This window comes from Pseudomonas sp. S4_EA_1b (assembly GCF_016307435.1).
Classification (GTDB): domain Bacteria; phylum Pseudomonadota; class Gammaproteobacteria; order Pseudomonadales; family Pseudomonadaceae; genus Aquipseudomonas; species Aquipseudomonas rhodesiae.
In genome coordinates, this window is record NZ_JAEILC010000055.1 from 46635 (window position 1) to 63398 (window position 16764).

Annotated in this window: 7 protein-coding genes; 5 read left to right on the plus strand and 2 right to left on the minus strand. The window is 63.4% G+C overall.

Annotation, left to right across the window (positions count from 1 at the left end; genetic code table 11):
• Positions 1–69 precede the first annotated feature (69 nt).
• The 4 genes from YA0848_RS18780 (at position 70) to YA0848_RS18795 (ending at position 6947) form a co-directional block, all read left to right on the plus strand.
• Complete coding sequence (locus YA0848_RS18780) at positions 70–1692, plus strand: glucan biosynthesis protein (protein WP_052229514.1); 1623 nt, start codon at positions 70–72, stop codon at positions 1690–1692.
• Positions 1689–3938 (plus strand): beta-glucosidase BglX, encoded by a 2250-nt coding sequence (gene bglX, locus YA0848_RS18785; protein ID WP_169902722.1) that lies wholly within the window; start codon positions 1689–1691, stop codon positions 3936–3938. Before YA0848_RS18780 ends, bglX begins: the two co-directional genes overlap by 4 nt.
• An 83-nt stretch (positions 3939–4021) precedes the next feature.
• Positions 4022–5641 carry an FMN-binding glutamate synthase family protein gene (locus YA0848_RS18790; protein ID WP_034096096.1) on the plus strand — a complete coding sequence of 540 codons (1620 nt, stop codon included), beginning with the start codon at positions 4022–4024 and terminating at the stop codon, positions 5639–5641.
• A gap of 172 nt (positions 5642–5813) precedes the next feature.
• Complete coding sequence (locus YA0848_RS18795; RefSeq protein ID WP_034111931.1) at positions 5814–6947, plus strand: OpgC family protein; 1134 nt, start codon at positions 5814–5816, stop codon at positions 6945–6947.
• Positions 6948–6989: 42 nt separating this feature from the next.
• Here the strand turns inward: YA0848_RS18795 and YA0848_RS18800 are convergent, their stop codons facing one another.
• Both YA0848_RS18800 and YA0848_RS18805 read right to left on the minus strand, forming a co-directional pair.
• The gene (locus YA0848_RS18800) at positions 6990–8399 is read right to left on the minus strand and encodes an amino acid permease (RefSeq protein ID WP_047881584.1); all 1410 of its coding nucleotides are present in this window, start codon (positions 8397–8399) and stop codon (positions 6990–6992) included.
• 337 nt (positions 8400–8736) lie between these two features.
• Positions 8737–13374, minus strand: coding sequence for a hypothetical protein (locus tag YA0848_RS18805; protein ID WP_169902723.1), 4638 nt, complete (start codon positions 13372–13374; stop codon positions 8737–8739).
• 174 nt (positions 13375–13548) lie between these two features.
• Between YA0848_RS18805 and YA0848_RS18810 the strand changes: the two genes are divergently transcribed.
• Positions 13549–16704, plus strand: a complete 3156-nt coding sequence (locus tag YA0848_RS18810; RefSeq protein ID WP_169902724.1) for a transglycosylase domain-containing protein — start codon at positions 13549–13551, stop codon at positions 16702–16704.
• Positions 16705–16764: the final 60 nt, after the last annotated feature.

The following is a 16764-nucleotide window of genomic DNA, read 5'->3' on the forward strand; positions in this document are numbered from 1 at the left end:
CAAGCAGCACGGTTGCCTGCGTCGTACCGATCGTGGTGCCTGGATTTCTATCTCCAAGGAAAGGCCGCCATGTCTACACGCCGCGAGTTTCTGACGTACGCTTCGCTGGCCGCACTCCTGCCAGCCCTGAATCGGACAGCCCTGGCGGCCGAGCAGGCCAGCCCCTTTTCTTTCGAGCAATTGATCGAACAGGCGCAAGCCGACGCCTTGAAACCCTACATCTATCCAAGCACCGCCTCGGCAGCACTACTGGAAAAACTGGATTACCGCGCCCACGGCCAGATCCGTTTTAAATCCGAGCAGGCCCTGTTCGCCAAAGGCCCTGGGCAATTTCCCGTGACCTTCTTCCACTTGGGTTCGTTCTTTCGTAGCCCCGTCAGGATGTATGTGTTGGACAACGGCGCGGCCCGCGAGATCGTCTACGACCCGGCACACTTTGACATGCCCGCCGATAGCCCGGCGCACGCCCTGCCTCGTAACAGTGGGTTCGCCGGTTTTCGTATCCAGGAAAGTCGTTTGGGCAACCAAGCCAAGTTGGCGTGGCAACAGAACGATTGGGTGGCGTTTCTCGGCGCCTCGTACTTTCGTGCCATCGGCGAGCTCTACCAATACGGCTTGTCGGCGCGAGCGATTGCACTGGATGTGGCCCAAGCCGGCAAAGCCGAGGAATTCCCGGACTTCACCCACATCTGGTTTGAACCGCCCAAGCACGAACACGCCCAATCCATGACGCTCTATGCGCGGCTCGATGGGCCCAGCCTCTGTGGCGCGTACCGTTTCGTGATCAGCCGTCAGCAGGGCGTGATCATGGAGGTCGACTGCACGTTCTTCCTGCGCCATAACGTCAGCCGATTGGGCATCGCGCCGGTTACCTCGATGTTCTGGTTCAGCGAAGCCGCCAAACGCACTGCCGCCGACTGGCGTCCCGAAGTCCACGACAGTGACGGCCTGGCGCTGTGGACCGGCAACGGCGAACGCCTCTGGCGCCCCTTGAACAACCCGCCGCGCACGATGGTGTCGGCCTTCAGTGATCGTCAGCCCAAGGGGTTTGGCCTGTTCCAGCGTGATCGCAACTTCGACCACTACCTCGATGGCGTGAATTACCAGCGGCGTCCCAGCCTGTGGGTCGAACCGTTGGGGGATTGGGGCGAAGGCAGCGTGCAACTGATGGAAAACGGCACCGATGACGAGATCCACGACAACATCGTGGCGATGTGGGTGCCCTCGACCCCAGCGGAAGCGGGCAATCGTTATACGCTACGTTATCGCTTGCACTGGCTGGCCGATGAGCCGTACCCATCGTCCCTGGCGCGCTGCGTGGCGACGCGCCTAGGCAAGGGGGGTCAACCCGGTCTGGCGCGACCGGCGGGGATGCGTAAGTTCGTGGTGGAATTTCAAGGCGCGCCCTTGGAAAAGCTCGCAACCGGCATCAAGCCCGAGGCGGTGATCAGCTGTTCCAGAGGCGAACTCAGCCTGATCTTTACCGAACCTGTGCCGGACGGTGTGGCAGGCCATTGGCGCGCTCAGTTCGATCTGACCGTCGACGGTCAAGACCCCGTGGAGTTGCGGCTGTTCCTGCGCCTGGAGGGGCAGCCGTTATCAGAGACCTGGCTGTATCAGTACCACCCCTTCCGCTCGGAATCGACGGCCATCGGCACCCCCTGGCCAGCTGACAACGTCCCGCCGTCATGAAACTTTACCGTCAATTAGCCCTGCTCTACCTGGCGCTCAGCATAAGCGTCGGCGTGCAGGCCATTGAGCAGGACCCGGTGGAAGACCTGCTGCGGCAGATGACGCTGGAAGAAAAAATCGACCAGCTCAGCCAGTTGGGTGTCCAGATCACACCGACCGGTCCGGTCATCAATAACGGGCAGTTGCCGCCGGCGTCCATCAACACCGTCGGTTCGGTGCTCGGTGCCTACGGTGCTGAGCAGACCCGGCAGTTGCAGGAGCAGGCCGTCACCCAATCGCGCCTGCATATCCCGCTGTTGTTTGCCTATGATGTGATCCACGGTTTCCGCACGATATTTCCCGTGCCACTGGCGGAGGCCGCTGCCTGGGACACCGACCTTGCTTATCGCACCGCTCGTGCCGCCGCCATCGAAGCCACGGCCAGCGGCGTGCATTGGACCTTTGCGCCAATGGTCGACATTGCTCGCGACCCGCGCTGGGGGCGTGTGGTGGAAGGCGCCGGTGAAGACCCCTTTCTCGGTGCCGCGATGGCTGAGGCCAAGGTCCGGGGCTTTCATGGCGCAGGCCCCTCGGACAATTCTTCGATGCTGACGACCGCCAAACACTTCGTGACCTACGGCGCGGCGGAAGGCGGCCGCGACTACAACGGCGCCGACCTGTCGGAGCGCACCTTGCGCGAGGTGTATTTACCGCCGTTCCGCGCAGCGGTGGCGGCCGGAGTCGACGGGATCATGCCGTCGTTCAACGAGTTGGCCGGAACTCCTCTGCACAGCCACAAGGCGCTGCTGACCGGTGTACTGCGGGACGAGTGGCGGTTCGACGGTCTGATCGTCAGTGATTACAACGCCATCTGGGAACTGAACCAGCATGGCATCATCGCTGTGCCGGCCGACGCGGCACGGCTGGCGTTCACCGCCGGGGTGGACATTGAAATGGCCAGCCAGACCTACCGGCAGTACTTGCCCTCACTGGTGCGCGCGGGCCAGGTGTCTTTGGCCACCGTGGACGAGGCGGTGCGCCGCGTGCTCAAGGCCAAGCAACGCCTGGGGCTGTTTGCCGACCCCTACCGCTACAGCGATGAAGCCCGGCAACGGGCCAATCTGCTCACACCGCAGCACCGTGCCTTGGCACGGGAGGCCGCGCAAAAATCCATCGTACTGCTGAAAAACACCGATGCGCTGCTGCCGTTGCCCAAGAGCCTGCGCAAGGTGCTGGTGGTCGGCAGCCTGGCCACAGACGCCGACAGCACACTCGGCCCATGGTCAGGGGTGGGACTGGCCGCGGACTCCATCACGGTGCTGCAAGGCATTCGCAGCGCCGTCGACCCAGACACCGAGGTGACTTACCTGCCCGGCACTGCGCCCAACAGCGAACAAATCGAGGATTTGCGCTCGATCCGCCAGGCTGCCCGCTCTGCCCAGGTGGTGGTTGCCGTGCTTGGCGAAAGCGCCAACCAGAGTGGTGAAGCGCGCAGTCGCACGCATCTGGGCTTGCCGGGCGCCCAGGACGCGCTGTTGCGCGAGCTGCTGGCTACGGGCAAACCCGTGGTCATCGTGCTGATGAACGGCCGCCCGCTGGTGTTATCCGACACCGTTGCCCAGGCTCCGGCGCTGCTGGAGACTTGGTTTCTGGGCAGCGAAACGGGGCACGCGGTGGCCGATATTCTGTTCGGTGACGTCAACCCAAGCGGCAAACTGCCCATCACCTTTGCCCGTAACGTCGGGCAAATCCCCCTCTACTACGCCTATAAAAACACCGGTCGCCCGCCCAGTGGCGAGGGCTTGTACACCTCCACTTATATTGATTCACCGTGGAGTGCGCTGTACCCGTTCGGCTTCGGCCTGAGCTACACCACGTTCAGCTACGCCACGCCACACCTCAGCGCCGATCGGATTGCCTCCACCGACACGCTGACGGTGCAAGTGAACGTCACCAATACCGGCCAGCGCGCAGGCGACGAAATTGTGCAGTTGTACCTGCGCGATGACGTCGCCAGTGTGACCCGCCCGGTCCGCCAGTTACGCGGCTTTCGCAAGGTCCACTTGGAGCCCGGTGAAACGCGCACGGTGAGTTTTACCCTGGACGCGCAGGACTTTGCCTTGCTCGACGAGCACTGGAGAACGATGGTCGAGGCCGGCCGCTTCAGCGTGTTCGTCGGGGCCGACTCGACCACCGACAACCAGGCGCGGTTCGAGGTCACGGACAGCCGCGTGCTGTCTGGCGCGGGGCCGTCCGGGCGGCCTTGAGTGCAGGCGGCGGTTGTCTGGGCCTTCGTTAGCGGCGCAGAATGCCGCACCGACCTGTAAGAGTCCGACCTCAAGGAACCCGTATGAGCCTGTCCTTGCTAAGCCGTTACGCCTTCTTTGCCGTGTGCGTCCTGTTCACCCTTGCCAGCCTGCCGTTCCTTCACTATGAGTGGGTGTGGCCGATCACGTTGGTCACCGGCGTGCTGAGCCTGATCGGCCTGTTCGACCTGTTGCAAAGCCCTCACGCGGTGCGCCGCAACTACCCGATCCTGGGCAATATCCGTTACCTGGTGGAGGCCATCCGCCCGGAAATCCGCCAGTACCTGCTGGAGTCCGACAGCGACGCCCTGCCCTTCTCCCGCGCCCAGCGTTCGCTGGTGTACTCGCGGGCCAAGAACGAGACTGCCGACAAACCCTTCGGCACCTTGATCGACGTGTACCAGTCCGGCTTCGAATTTATCGGTCACTCCATGCGCCCCGCTCCCCTGAGCGACCCCAGCGCGTTCCGTGTGATGGTCGGCGGCCCGCAATGCACACAGCCGTATTCGGCGTCGGTATTCAATATCTCGGCGATGAGCTTTGGCTCGTTGAGCGCCAACGCAATCCGCGCGCTGAACCAGGGCGCCAAGCTGGGTAACTTCGCCCATGACACCGGCGAAGGCAGTATCAGCCCTTACCACCGCGAACACGGCGGCGACCTGACCTGGGAACTGGGCAGCGGCTACTTCGGTTGCCGCACCAGCGACGGCCGTTTCGACCCGGAGCGCTTCGCCGTGCAGGCGCAGAACCCCCAGGTGCGCATGATCGAAATCAAGATGAGCCAGGGCGCCAAACCCGGCCATGGCGGCATCCTGCCTAAACACAAAGTCACCCAGGAAATTGCCGACACCCGCGGTATCCAGATGGGCGAGGACTGCATCTCGCCGTCACGCCACAGTGCGTTTTCCACGCCGATCGAGCTGATGCAGTTCATCGCCCAATTGCGTGAACTGTCCGGCGGCAAACCGGTGGGCTTCAAGTTCTGCCTGGGCCATCCATGGGAATTCATGGGCATCGCCAAGGCCATGCTGGAAACCGGCATCCTTCCGGACTTTATCGTGGTCGACGGCAAAGAAGGCGGCACCGGCGCGGCACCTGTGGAGTTCACCGACCATATCGGCGTACCACTGCGCGAAGGCTTGCTGTTCGTGCATAACACCCTGGTGGGCCTGAACCTGCGCGACAAGATCAAGCTCGGCGCCAGCGGCAAGATCGTCAGCGCGTTCGATATCGCCAGCGTGCTGGCCATCGGCGCCGACTGGGCCAACTCGGCGCGCGGCTTTATGTTCGCCATCGGTTGCATCCAGTCCCAAAGCTGTCACACCAACAAGTGCCCGACCGGCGTCGCCACCCAGGACCCGTTGCGCCAACGTGCCCTGGTGGTACCGGACAAGGCCCAGCGCGTGTTCAACTTCCACCGCAACACCCTCAAGGCCCTGGCCGAAATGCTCGCGGCGGCGGGACTGGATCACCCCTCGCAGCTGTCGGCCAAGCACCTGGTACGGCGCATGTCGGCGACGGAGATCAAGTTGTTCTCGCAGTTGCATGTGTTCCTCAAGCCAGGGGAGCTGCTGACCGGTGAAGTGAATGGTGAGTTCTATTCGCGCATGTGGCAGATGGCGCGCGCCGATAGCTTTGAACCCCTTGAAGTTGCTGCTGCCTGATCTACGCCCTCAGCCCGCCCAACTTGGGCGGGCTGTCGAGACATTCAGTAATACCCAGTCTTTGCAATTGCTTACAAATACCGCCAACCTGCGCCCGCCCGACAAGCGGCGTACGACATCGCCCTCGTAGACTTGTCCTGACTAAACCCATTTTGTTCAAGAGCCCGCTGCCATGCTGAACGGACGCGACCCACGCATCGATTTTTTTCGGGGCCTGGCGTTGATCTTCATTTTCTGGGATCACGTCCCCCACAATCCCCTCGGCCAGATCACCCTGCGCAACATCGGTTTCAGCGACGCGGCCGAGGTCTTTGTGTTCCTCGCCGGTTATGCCTCGGTGCTGGCCTACAGCAAGGTGATGGAGCGCGAGGGCTATGGCATGGCCTGCCTGAAAATCCTGCGCCGAGCCTGGGTGCTGTATGTGGTGCATATCTTCCTGCTGGCGATGCTGATGGGCATCGTGTTCTTCGCCAACAGCCATGTGGAAACCCGCGATCTGGTACAGGAAATGGGCCTGACGCACTTCATCACCAACCCGCAGCAGGCGCTGACCGACGAGTTATTGCTGCGCTTCAAACCCAATCTGATGGACCCACTGCCGCTGTATATCGTGCTGTTACTTGGGCTGCCGCTGGTGCTGCCGGCGTTGGTGCGTGTGCCGCTGGCGGTGGTGGCCGTGTCGCTGACGGTGTACCTGCTGGCGCCGAAACTGGGTTGGAACCTGGCGGCGATTGCCGACGGTGTGTGGTACTTCAACCCGGTGACCTGGCAACTGCTGTTCGTGCTCGGCGGTGCCGCGTCGATCCATGCTCGCAGGCCCCACACGCCCGATCCGCGACCATTGTCGCGCCAGCCCGTATTTATGGTCGCAGCGGCGTACAGCTTGCTGGCGGCAGTGATTACCTTGTCGTGGCGCTGGCCCCAGATTCACGATGCGCTGATGCCGACGCTGCTCAACGAGTGGTTGTACCCGATCAGCAAGACCGACTTGTCGCCGGTGCGCCTGCTGCATTTTCTGGCGTTGGCCTATGTCACCGCCAAGCTGTTGCCCACCCACGGCTGGACACAGAACTGGCCGGCCCAGCAATGCTGCCGCATGGGGCGTCATTCACTGGAAGTGTTTTGCCTGGGGGTATTGCTGGCGCCATTGGCGGATATGCTCAACGCCCAAGTCAACGATGCCTGGCCGATGCAGATCTTCAGTGCGTTGCTGGGGTTGCTGTTGATGGCGGCGCTGGCGGCCTGGCTGGAATTCAATCAGCGTTTGAGCGCGCCACGGCCGGCGCCCTTGGCCGCCAGCCGCTGACGCAAACCGGCGACCGCCTTGCGCGGTCGCCGGTTCAGGCGGTCAAGCCGACTGCGCCGCCGCTTGGGTCGGCTGCAGCTTGAACACGTAAAACAGCACCGTCAGCAGCACCAGGAACGCCGGGCCGATATACAGCGCTACGCGGGTGTCCGGGAAGTACGCCATCAGGCCCACCACCAGCACCAGGAACGCCAGGGCCAGGTAGGAACTGACCGGGTACAGCCACATGCGGTATTTCAGGTTTTTGCGTTCGGCAGGGCTCAGGCTCTTACGGAATTTGAGCTGCGCCAGCAGGATCATCACCCAGGTCCAGATCGCGCCGAAGGTGGCGATGGACGTCACCCACACAAAGACTTTTTCCGGTACCAGGTAGTTGAGCAGTACGCCCAGCAGCAACGCGGCGATCGACAGCAGCAGTGCCTTGCGCGGCACGCCGTTGCTTGAGGTGGTGGCGAAGGTCGCCGGTGCCTGGCCGTTCTGCGCCAGGCTGTAGAGCATGCGCCCGGTGCTGAAGATGCCGCCGTTGCAGGAAGACAGGGCGGCCGTGATCACCACGAAGTTGATAATGCCCGCCGCCGTCTTGATACCCAGACGCTCGAAGGTCATCACGAACGGGCTGCCCTGGGTGCCGATTTCATTCCACGGGTAGATCGACAGAATCACGAACAACGCCCCGACGTAGAACAGCAGGATGCGCCAGAACACCGAGCCGATGGCGTTGGGGATGGTCTTTTGCGGGTTGCGTGCTTCACCGGCGGTGAGGCCGATCATTTCCACGCCCAGGTAGGCGAACATCACCATTTGCAGGGACATCAGCACGCCGGTCATGCCGTTGGGCATAAACCCGCCGTGAGCCCACAGGTTGGAAATCCCCAGCGCCACACCGTCATTGCCGAAGCCGAAGGCAATGATGCCGACGCCACCGATGACCATGGCGATGATGGTAACGATCTTGATCAGGGCGAACCAGAACTCGAACTCACCGAACGCCTTGACCGCGATCAGGTTGATGGTGCCCATGCTCACCAGGGCCGCCAGAGCCCAGATCCAGCGCGGCACATCGGGGAACCAGACGCCCATGTACACCGCCACGGCGGTGATCTCGGCGACGCAGGTCACCAACCACAAGAACCAATAGTTCCAGCCGGTCAGAAAGCCCGCCAAGGGCCCGAGGTAATCCTGGGCATAGCGGCTGAACGAGCCCGCTACCGGGTTGTGCACGGCCATCTCGCCGAGGGCGCGCATGATCACCAGGATCGCCAGACCGCCGATGATGTAGGAGAGCATGATGGCCGGGCCGGCCATTTCGATGGCCTTGGCCGAACCGAGGAACAGGCCGACGCCGATACAGGCGCCCAGGGCCATCAGGCGGATATGCCGTTCACCCAGTTCGCGTTTGAGCGGGCCGCCTTGAGCGGTGTCGCCATGGGGCAGGTGGTTGCCAGAGGGCATAGGGATACAACCTCATTTTGTTATTGGATTGATCCACCGAGTCATGGGCGTTAGCGCGGATAAGCGCGGGCGCCTGAATAACCGGCCTGCCTCGTGGGCAGAACCGTCTGACAGAACAACCGTCAGATCAGCGGGCGTGCAGTATAAAAAGCTCCCAACAGGGCTTTTCACTCAATAAACGACAAAATTTGGCGAGAACTCGCGGCAAAAGCCGCTTATGCGGAGGGGCATTAACTGCCTGACGTGGCGTTCTGCCGTGGAAACGGCGGCGAGTATTGCACAGCCAAGGTGCAGCGTCATGCCCCTACTCTGGTCGTAGGTGCGGGCGGCGAGCGCTCTAGCTCGCGGCTTTGCCCTCAGGCCAGGCGGGCGCATCGAAGAACAGCTTGCGGGCCATGCGCAAGTTGATTTCGCCGCGATGGATCTCCAGGGTCTGGCTTACGCGCCCGCTTTGCCCTGCCTGCATGCTGGCAAATGCCTGAGCCTGGACCTGGATCTGCGCTTGTTTGCCCAACCGATGCTGTTCCGGAGTCTTGAGGTGCGCGGCGCTGAAATGATCGTCCGGCCCGGTCTGGCGCCCATAGTGAAAATGCCCATAGCACCAGGGCTGACGACTCTGTTCGTCGATCACCACATAGCTTTGCAGCCAGTCGTCCGAGCGCCCGGCCAGCGCCACGCGCTCGCCCTGACGATACACCTTGGCTTCGCGATGCCCCACCAACACGTCCAACCCGGCCTGGGTCGGCGGGCGCGCCTTGATGGCGGTCAAGCGCGCCTGCAAGCCTTGCTCGGACAAGCGACTGGCAGCGGCTCGCAGCTCGTCGGTTTCGGTGCGCGCCCGGGCTCTTTGCGTGGCCGCCAAACGATCCGGCTCGCTGAGCAACAGGCGCTGCTGAATGGCATCGGCGCAGCGGCGTAACTTGTCGGCGCGCTGCTCCAGGATGTCTTGCAGGGACTGCGGTTCGTTGGCGTTGCGCGCCATTTTCAACACTTCGGCGATGGCCTTTTCCACCGGCGCGCGCAGGGCCTGGCCTTGTTCGATCAAGCGCGCCAGGTTGGGCAACGACGTCGTGCGCTGCACCGGCGTTTTGTTGAGCGGCTCCCAGATGCCGTCGGTGGCCTGGGTAAACGAAGCAATCACTTCGTTCTGAGCGTCGGTGACCTCGGCGATTTCAATCGGCTGCTCATCGCTGGTGACTGTCACCCGCGCCACGTACAGGTCCTGGTTGCGCGTGCGGATTATTTTCTTCTGCCGCACACGGGACGCGGGCCGGGTGACAGGCGCCGGCTCCAAAGTCGCGGCCAACTCGCGTTGTACCTGAAGGTGCAATTGGGCGAACAGTTGTTGCAGTTTTTCCAGGTAGCCCAGGTGGAACTTGTCCGGTTCCATGGCCCGCCAGAACTCGATGCGGTCGTCGGTCTGGGCATACACGCGATCGAAGCTCTCCAGCAATTCGACGCGCAACTCCGGGTTGTGCGACGCCAGCTCATCGAGCTGCGCCTGGGAGCCACTGGCCCAGCGGGCACGTTGTACGGTGTCGTCCAAGCTCTGGAAAAAGTCATCGTCCAGCTTCGGACCTTCGCTGTTAAGCGCGACCGCCCACAACGCGGACACTTGCAACGACTGCAACTCCAGCACCGTCGGCGTAGCCGCCTCACTCTGTTTGAACGCCTGGGCTTTGTCTCGCCCGTATTTGGGCACTCGCTCCAGCGCGTCCAGGGTGTCGATTTCCAGGCTGCGCCAGACAATCGCGTTCTGATTTTGGTCGGCTAACAGGCGCATGCCTTCGATGATGCTGCGATGCGCCTCTTGGTTGATGTCCGACATGGCCTCTGCCGCACTCTCGGCTTGCACCAGTTCCAGCGCCGGCACCAGCCTGGCATGCAGCGCGGCGGTCGCTTCCCGAGCGTATTGCAGCAACTGGCGCAAGTTGAGGATCTGGCCTTCGAGCAGCGTGCTCAACTCGCGCTCGTAACCGGGGCGCGGGCGTAGAGCTTGCAGGTCTTTAAGGCATTGGAGTTCAAGGCGAGAAGCCTCCAGTTTGTTCTGTAACTCGTGCAGGTAGCGGGCATCGGCGGCGATTCGCTGTTGTTCGGTGATGTGCCCGGCGTGGCTGGTTTTCAGGCTGCGCGCCACGCCGATAGCACGCTCCGCGGTTTCGCGGCGTTGGGCGTATTGACGTAAATCCTGCTCCAGTTGTTGGCGACGCGCTTCGGTGCTGGCGGGCGCCGCCGGGGTGTCGGCCTGGCCACCGCGCAGGCGCAGGCGCAAGTCCAGATCCCAGCCGCCGCCCTCCAGCGGTTTGAGCCAGGGGCCGCTGGCCGTGCCGGCGGTGTCGGTGACTTGCACACTGTCGCCGACCAGCCGCACTCGATAAACATGGCCGCGTACCACCGCCTGCCATTGCGGCGGAGTCGAACGGGTGTCCTGCAACAAGCCCTTGAGTCGACCCGAGGTTTCGGCGCCCGGCAACGCGAGCGGCCAGGGCTGTTGCACGGCGCGCAGGCTCAGCCCTTCCAGACGTTCGCGCATAAACGGCGTCAACGTATCGCGGGCGCTGCTCCAGCGGTACGGCGCATGGGTGGGCAGCGCGGCGGCACTGCGCGTCACCGTAGGCGAAGGCGACGCCAGCGTAGCTCGGGTGCGCGCAAACACCGGATGGCGCAGATCGAGCGTCGCCGGCCGCTCGTGGGGCGAGGCGCGATAGGCCAGGACCATCACCAGATTGCTCAGCAGGTCCATTGCGCCCTCGGTTTGGGCGACGGGATCGGCGGGGGTCGAGGCGACCACATCGCGCTGCACGCTGTCCAGCACCTGCACCATCCAGCCGGCCAGCAACGCCGGGCCACGCAGAAACGGCAACGCGCTGCTGAACAGCAACCAGCCACCGGCCTTGATCGTAGCCCAGCGCTGCTCGGCGTTCGACACCGACTCGGCGTCGGCCAGGCTCACCAACGCTTCGGCGGTGGCAGCAAACAGCCGGGGCAGTGGGTCGCCGCTTTGCACCTGTTTGCTCAGTTGAGCGGGCGCGGGCCGGGCGGGCACGCTGAATTCATCGCCCTGATGAAAGTGACGGATATGCGGTTCCAGAAACCCACCGTTGGCATACACCGCCTGACGGCTCGGGGCGATCCAGGCCAGCACGTTGTCCTGCAACTCGCCCGGCGCCTGGATCGCCTGCAACAGCGCCCGAGGGGATTCGAACTCGCGCAGACTCGGCGTGAACAACGGCCGGTAGAGCAGATGCGGCCCCTGCTCGCTATTGCGCGGGCCGATCACAAAGTGGCTGAGCACAGGATCCTCGGCGGCCGTGGGCGATGCTTTGAACGCCAAAGGCCAGATCGCCGCCTGCTCATCGGCAGCCGACGCTACTGCCGTGGCTACCAAGCGCGCACCTGTCTGGGTCAACCCGCCCTCCCCCTTGAGTTTCATCTGCAAGGCCAGCAATGGCAGCTGCGCGCGCAATTGCCCAGTAAACAGGGCTTCGCGCCGTGCGCGTTCGGGGGGATCGCTGATGAGCTTTTGCTTGAGCAGGTCCGGGTAGGACTGGCCGATGTCCACCTCGGTGACGCAGGCCAGCAACAGCGAAGCGCTCAACCAAGTCGGCGCGGCGCGGCCCTTGAGGGTGATCTGGGACGGTGCATGGGGAAAGCCCCTGAGGTTCTCCAGGGCCAGTTCCGTCAGGCTCAGGCTGACCCGCTGCACATCGCCACTGGGGTAACCGCCCGGCAACATGGCCGCTGTGACCAGGTTGAAGGTCAACTCGATGTCGTCCGGGTTCAGGTCTTTAGCCAAGGGTTGCTTGGCCAGGCACCGCTTCAGGGCCTCGGCGGCAAAGGCGCGGATCGGCGGGATACCGTCGAGAAACCCTTGCCCGGCGGCACGCGCCTGTTGCTCGGCGAGGGCCTGCAACCCACGGGCGTAGGCCAGGCTGTCGTCCGCCGAGGCGTGCACCAGCCACAGCGGCAGCGCATCCTGCAAGCGTTGCTGGACCGGCGTCAGCACCGTCTCGAACCAGCGGCGCGGATCGGTCACGTAGTCCAGCATCTGCTGGTACTGGCGCGGCGTGCGCGGCACCGTGGGGTCGATGGCCAGCACGTCGAGCCGTTGGCGCTCGGCATAACAAGCGGCCAGCAGATCGAAGGGGTCCGCCGGCGGTTGTTCGATAAACCACTCCACCGCCCCTCCTCCCAGGTCCTGGCTGAGGTAATCGGGGATCAGGGCTTCGATAGCGTCCAGGCTGTCCAGAGGATGAATACCAGTGGCTGGGCTGAACAACAGCAACGTACGCGCTTGCGCGCCGCTCGGGGCATGGTCGAGCACCAGCACCGGCAGCATGCGCGGCGCTTGCGTACTGCCCTGGCGCCGCACCTGCACCGTGCACACGCTCAGTGCCTCTTGCTGCACGCTCCATTGCGCATCGGGTCGGATCGGGCGCAGCCGTTCGCGCGGGAATATCCGTTCGAACGCCTGCTCATCCATGCCGGCCGGCGGGTCACAGTCGTACAACAAGGCCAGCAGGCTGGCGGACAAGTAGGCCCAGCGCGTGGTTTGCACCGGTACCGTGTCGCGCCACCAGTCGCCCAGACGCGCCAGCCAGGCCTCCAGCAGACGCGGACCCAACTGATTGACCCATCGCTCCATGTCGGCCAGCGACGGCCCGCCCGGCACATAGTTCTCGCGCTGGTGCACCGCCGCCTGATGATGCCCTTCCACGTAGCGCACCGGCGCGGCACTGGCCAGGCGCAACAGCACTTCATCGGGCAAGGGGCTGTAGTGATGCTGGTCGGCGCGCAACGGCGTGCCGATGGCCACCCGCCGGGCCAGGTAATTAAGCGCGGGGTAATGCGTATCCAGCAGGGCCTGCACCTGGGTCACCGCCACCTCGTGCAGGGTTGGAACATCGGAAAAAACGGTGACGATCTGTTCAATATGGTCGTGACGCGCGGAGGTTGAACCTGTCGATTGAGGCATGCTGACTTCCTTGTGCCGGACGCGGGGATCGGTCCGATCAAACCCGCACGCTAGCGCGGCCGCCTGGGCTGCCAGCGGTAACCGGTTATGGCGGCGACAAATTCCTTGCCAACGCCAATCAGCGACTAAGCTTGAGTCAAGTCCGATCAATCTGCGTGAATGGATCAATCGACTATGGGCGCGTTATGGCACACCGATTCACCTCCCGCTGCGGTTGCCACCGACAGTGCGGTTGAACCGCCATTGCCCGAAAAGCCGCGCAAACCCCGCTACGCCTGGAGGATGTTCTGGCTGTTGCTGTTGATCGGCAGCGTCATTGCCGGCGTGGCGGCGCGCCGCGAGATGCTCACCTCCCATTGGCAGGCCCGCACTTTCAGTCGCCTGGCCCAGACCTTGACCTACGACGTGCAACCCGGCCCCAGCGACGCCATCGTCTATCCCGGCGACGGCCCGTTCGATAAACGCCTGGGTTACAGCGCGTTGGATGAGTTTCTGCCGCGCCTGCTCAAACGCGACTACCTGATCCAGCGCCAGGCCCGGTTCTCTGCGGCGCTGATGGCCTACACCGAGCACGACCTGTTCGTGCCCTACGCGGAAAAAATCCAAGCCGGGCTGACCATCAGCGATTGCCGCGCCACGCCGCTGTACACCTTCATGTACCCACAGCAGGCCTATCAGGATTTCGGCGCGATTCCACCGGTGGTGGTCAACAGCCTGCTGTTTATCGAGAACCGCGATCTACTCGCCGCCGACCAGCCGCTGGCCAACCCGGCGGTGGATTGGCCACGCTTCGCCAAGGCCGCCTGGTCGCAAGTGGCGAAGGTATTGCACCTGCCCGGCCAGACCGCCGGCGGCAGTACCCTGGCCACGCAGTTGGAAAAATACCGCCACTCGCCGGATGGCCTGACGTTGTCGGGCAGCGAGAAGATCCGCCAGATGATTTCCGCCAGCGTGCGCGCCTATCAGGACGGCCCGCAGACCTTGCAGGCGCGCCAGCGCATCGTGCGTGACTACCTCAACAGCGTGCCGCTGTCCGCCGTGCCCGGTCACGGCGAAGTGCATGGGTTGGCCGAAGGCCTGCGGGTCTGGTTCGGCGCCGATTTCAACCGCACCAACGCCCTGCTCGCCGGCCACGAGCCAGACCTGCTCGGCCAACGAGGCCTGGCGCTGCGCGAGGTGCTGTCGCTGATGATCGCCCAGCGGCGCCCGTCGTTTTACCTGACCCGGGGCCACGACGAACTGGCCAGCCTGACCGACAGCCATATCCGCCTGCTCGCACAAAACCAGGTGATCGAAGCGGCGCTGGCCGACGCGGCCCTGGCCAGCAAGGTGCATTATCGCGATTGGCTGCAACAACCGACGATCCAACCTATCGACACCAACAAAGGCATCAGTGTCGCCCGCAGCCGCCTCGCGGCATTGCTCAATCGCCCGCTCTACGACCTTGACCGCCTGGACCTGGCCGCCACCAGTACCTTGCAAAGCGACCTGCAAACCCAGGCCACCGACTACCTCAAGCGCCTGGCGGACCCGGCCTTCGCCGCGCAATTGGGCCTGCTGGGGCCGCGCCTGCTGACCCCCGCCAGCACCGCCCAAGTGCGCTACAGCTTCAACCTCTATGAGATGACCGCCGACGGCGCGCGGGTGCGGGTGCAGACCGACAGCACCGATCAGCCCTTCGACATCAACGAAGGCAGCAAACTGGAACTGGGCTCAACCGCCAAGCTGCGAGTGCTCACCACCTACCTGCAAATCATCAGCGAGCTGCATGACCGCTATGCCGGCCAGACGCCCGCCGCCTTGAAGAAAATCCCGGTGGACGAGCAGGATCGCCTATCGCGCTGGGCCCTGGATTACCTGGCACAAAACACCGATCCAAGCCTGCCGAAAATGCTCAGTGCGGCCCTCGACCGGCAGTACTCGGCCAGCCCCGGCGAACGTTTTTTCACCGGTGGCGGCCTGCATCGTTTTCATAATTTTCGCGCTGAGGACAACGGGCGCAACCCGACCTTGCGCGAGTCCCTGCGCGAGTCGATCAACCTGCCCTTCATCCGTTTGATGCGCGACCTGGTGCGCTACAGCACCTACCAGGCTCCCGGCAACAGCGCCGCGCTGCTCAAAGACGACAACGACCCGCGTCGCCAGGAATACCTGGCCCAGTTCGCTGACCGCGAGGGCACCACCTACCTGTTGCGTTTCTGGAAGAAGTACCGCAACAAAGACACCCAGGCCCGCCTCGATACGTTTCTGGACAGCCTCCACCCCACCGCGGTCCGCCTGGCCGCCGTACACCGCTACCTGTTGCCCCAGGCCAGCCAGGCGAGTTTCAACCGGTTTGTACGGGCGCACCTGACCCCGTCCGGCACCGCCACAACACTCAGCGACGAACGCCTGGCCAAGCTCTACACCGACTACGGCCCCGGTGCCTACGACTTGCCGGACCAAGGCTATATCGCCAAAGTCCACCCGTTGGACCTGTGGCTGCTCGGCTACCTGCTTAACCACCCTGACGCAACCTTTGCCCAGGCCGTGGCCGCCAGCGAGCACGAACGCCAGGAAGTCTACGGCTGGCTGTTCAAGAGCCGGCACAAGAGCGCGCGCGACAGCCGCATTCGCACCATGCTGGAGGTCGAGGCCTTCCTGGATATTCATGAGCGCTGGAAAAAAGTCGGCTACCCCTTCGATCACTTGGTGCCGTCGCTGGCCACGGCCATCGGCAGTTCCGGTGATCGCCCGGCGGCGCTGGCCGAATTGGTGGGGATCATCCTCAACGACGGCGTGCGCGAGCCGACCCTGCGCATCGACAGCCTGCACTTTGCCGCCGGCACCCCCTATGAAACGCACCTGATCAATAACCCCGACAAAGCCAAGCGCGTCATGCCCAGCGAAGTGGCCACCGCATTGCGCGAAGCCCTGTCGCAGGTGGTGGATGCCGGCACCGCCAAACGCGTGTCCGGCAGTTTCAAACTCAGCGACGGCACGCCGTTGATCATGGGCGGCAAGACTGGCACCGGCGACAACCGCATCGAGGCCATCGGTGCCGGCGGGCGGGTGCTCAGTTCCAAATCGATCAACCGCACGGCCACCTTCGTGTTCTATATCGGTGAGCATCATTTCGGCACTCTCACCGCGTTCGTACCCGGCAGTTCGGCGCAGAATTTCACCTTCACCTCGGCATTGCCGGTGCAGGTGCTCAAAGGCATGGCGCCGCTGTTGACGCCCTATTTGCAACCAGGCGAACAGACCCTGTGCCAAGCCCCCGACAAAGGGGCGTTAGTTATCTATAACTTGCATTCAAATAACCCATTAACTTCACACTCAATGGATTAATAAGCTTCAGCATTTTGAACTTTTACGGCAATTCTCAAAGCATGAAACTAGCGACTCGAC

What these genes read in the sequence shown, in the direction of transcription:
- YA0848_RS18780 (WP_052229514.1), top strand. Translation starts at nt 70, where the DNA reads ATGTCTACACGCCGCGAGTTTCTGACGTACGCTTCGCTGGCCGCACTC.
- bglX (WP_169902722.1), top strand. Translation starts at nt 1,689, where the DNA reads ATGAAACTTTACCGTCAATTAGCCCTGCTCTACCTGGCGCTCAGCATA.
- YA0848_RS18790 (WP_034096096.1), top strand. Translation starts at nt 4,022, where the DNA reads ATGAGCCTGTCCTTGCTAAGCCGTTACGCCTTCTTTGCCGTGTGCGTC.
- YA0848_RS18795 (WP_034111931.1), top strand. Translation starts at nt 5,814, where the DNA reads ATGCTGAACGGACGCGACCCACGCATCGATTTTTTTCGGGGCCTGGCG.
- YA0848_RS18800 (WP_047881584.1), bottom strand. Translation starts at nt 8,399, where the DNA reads ATGCCCTCTGGCAACCACCTGCCCCATGGCGACACCGCTCAAGGCGGC.
- YA0848_RS18805 (WP_169902723.1), bottom strand. Translation starts at nt 13,374, where the DNA reads ATGCCTCAATCGACAGGTTCAACCTCCGCGCGTCACGACCATATTGAA.
- YA0848_RS18810 (WP_169902724.1), top strand. Translation starts at nt 13,549, where the DNA reads ATGGGCGCGTTATGGCACACCGATTCACCTCCCGCTGCGGTTGCCACC.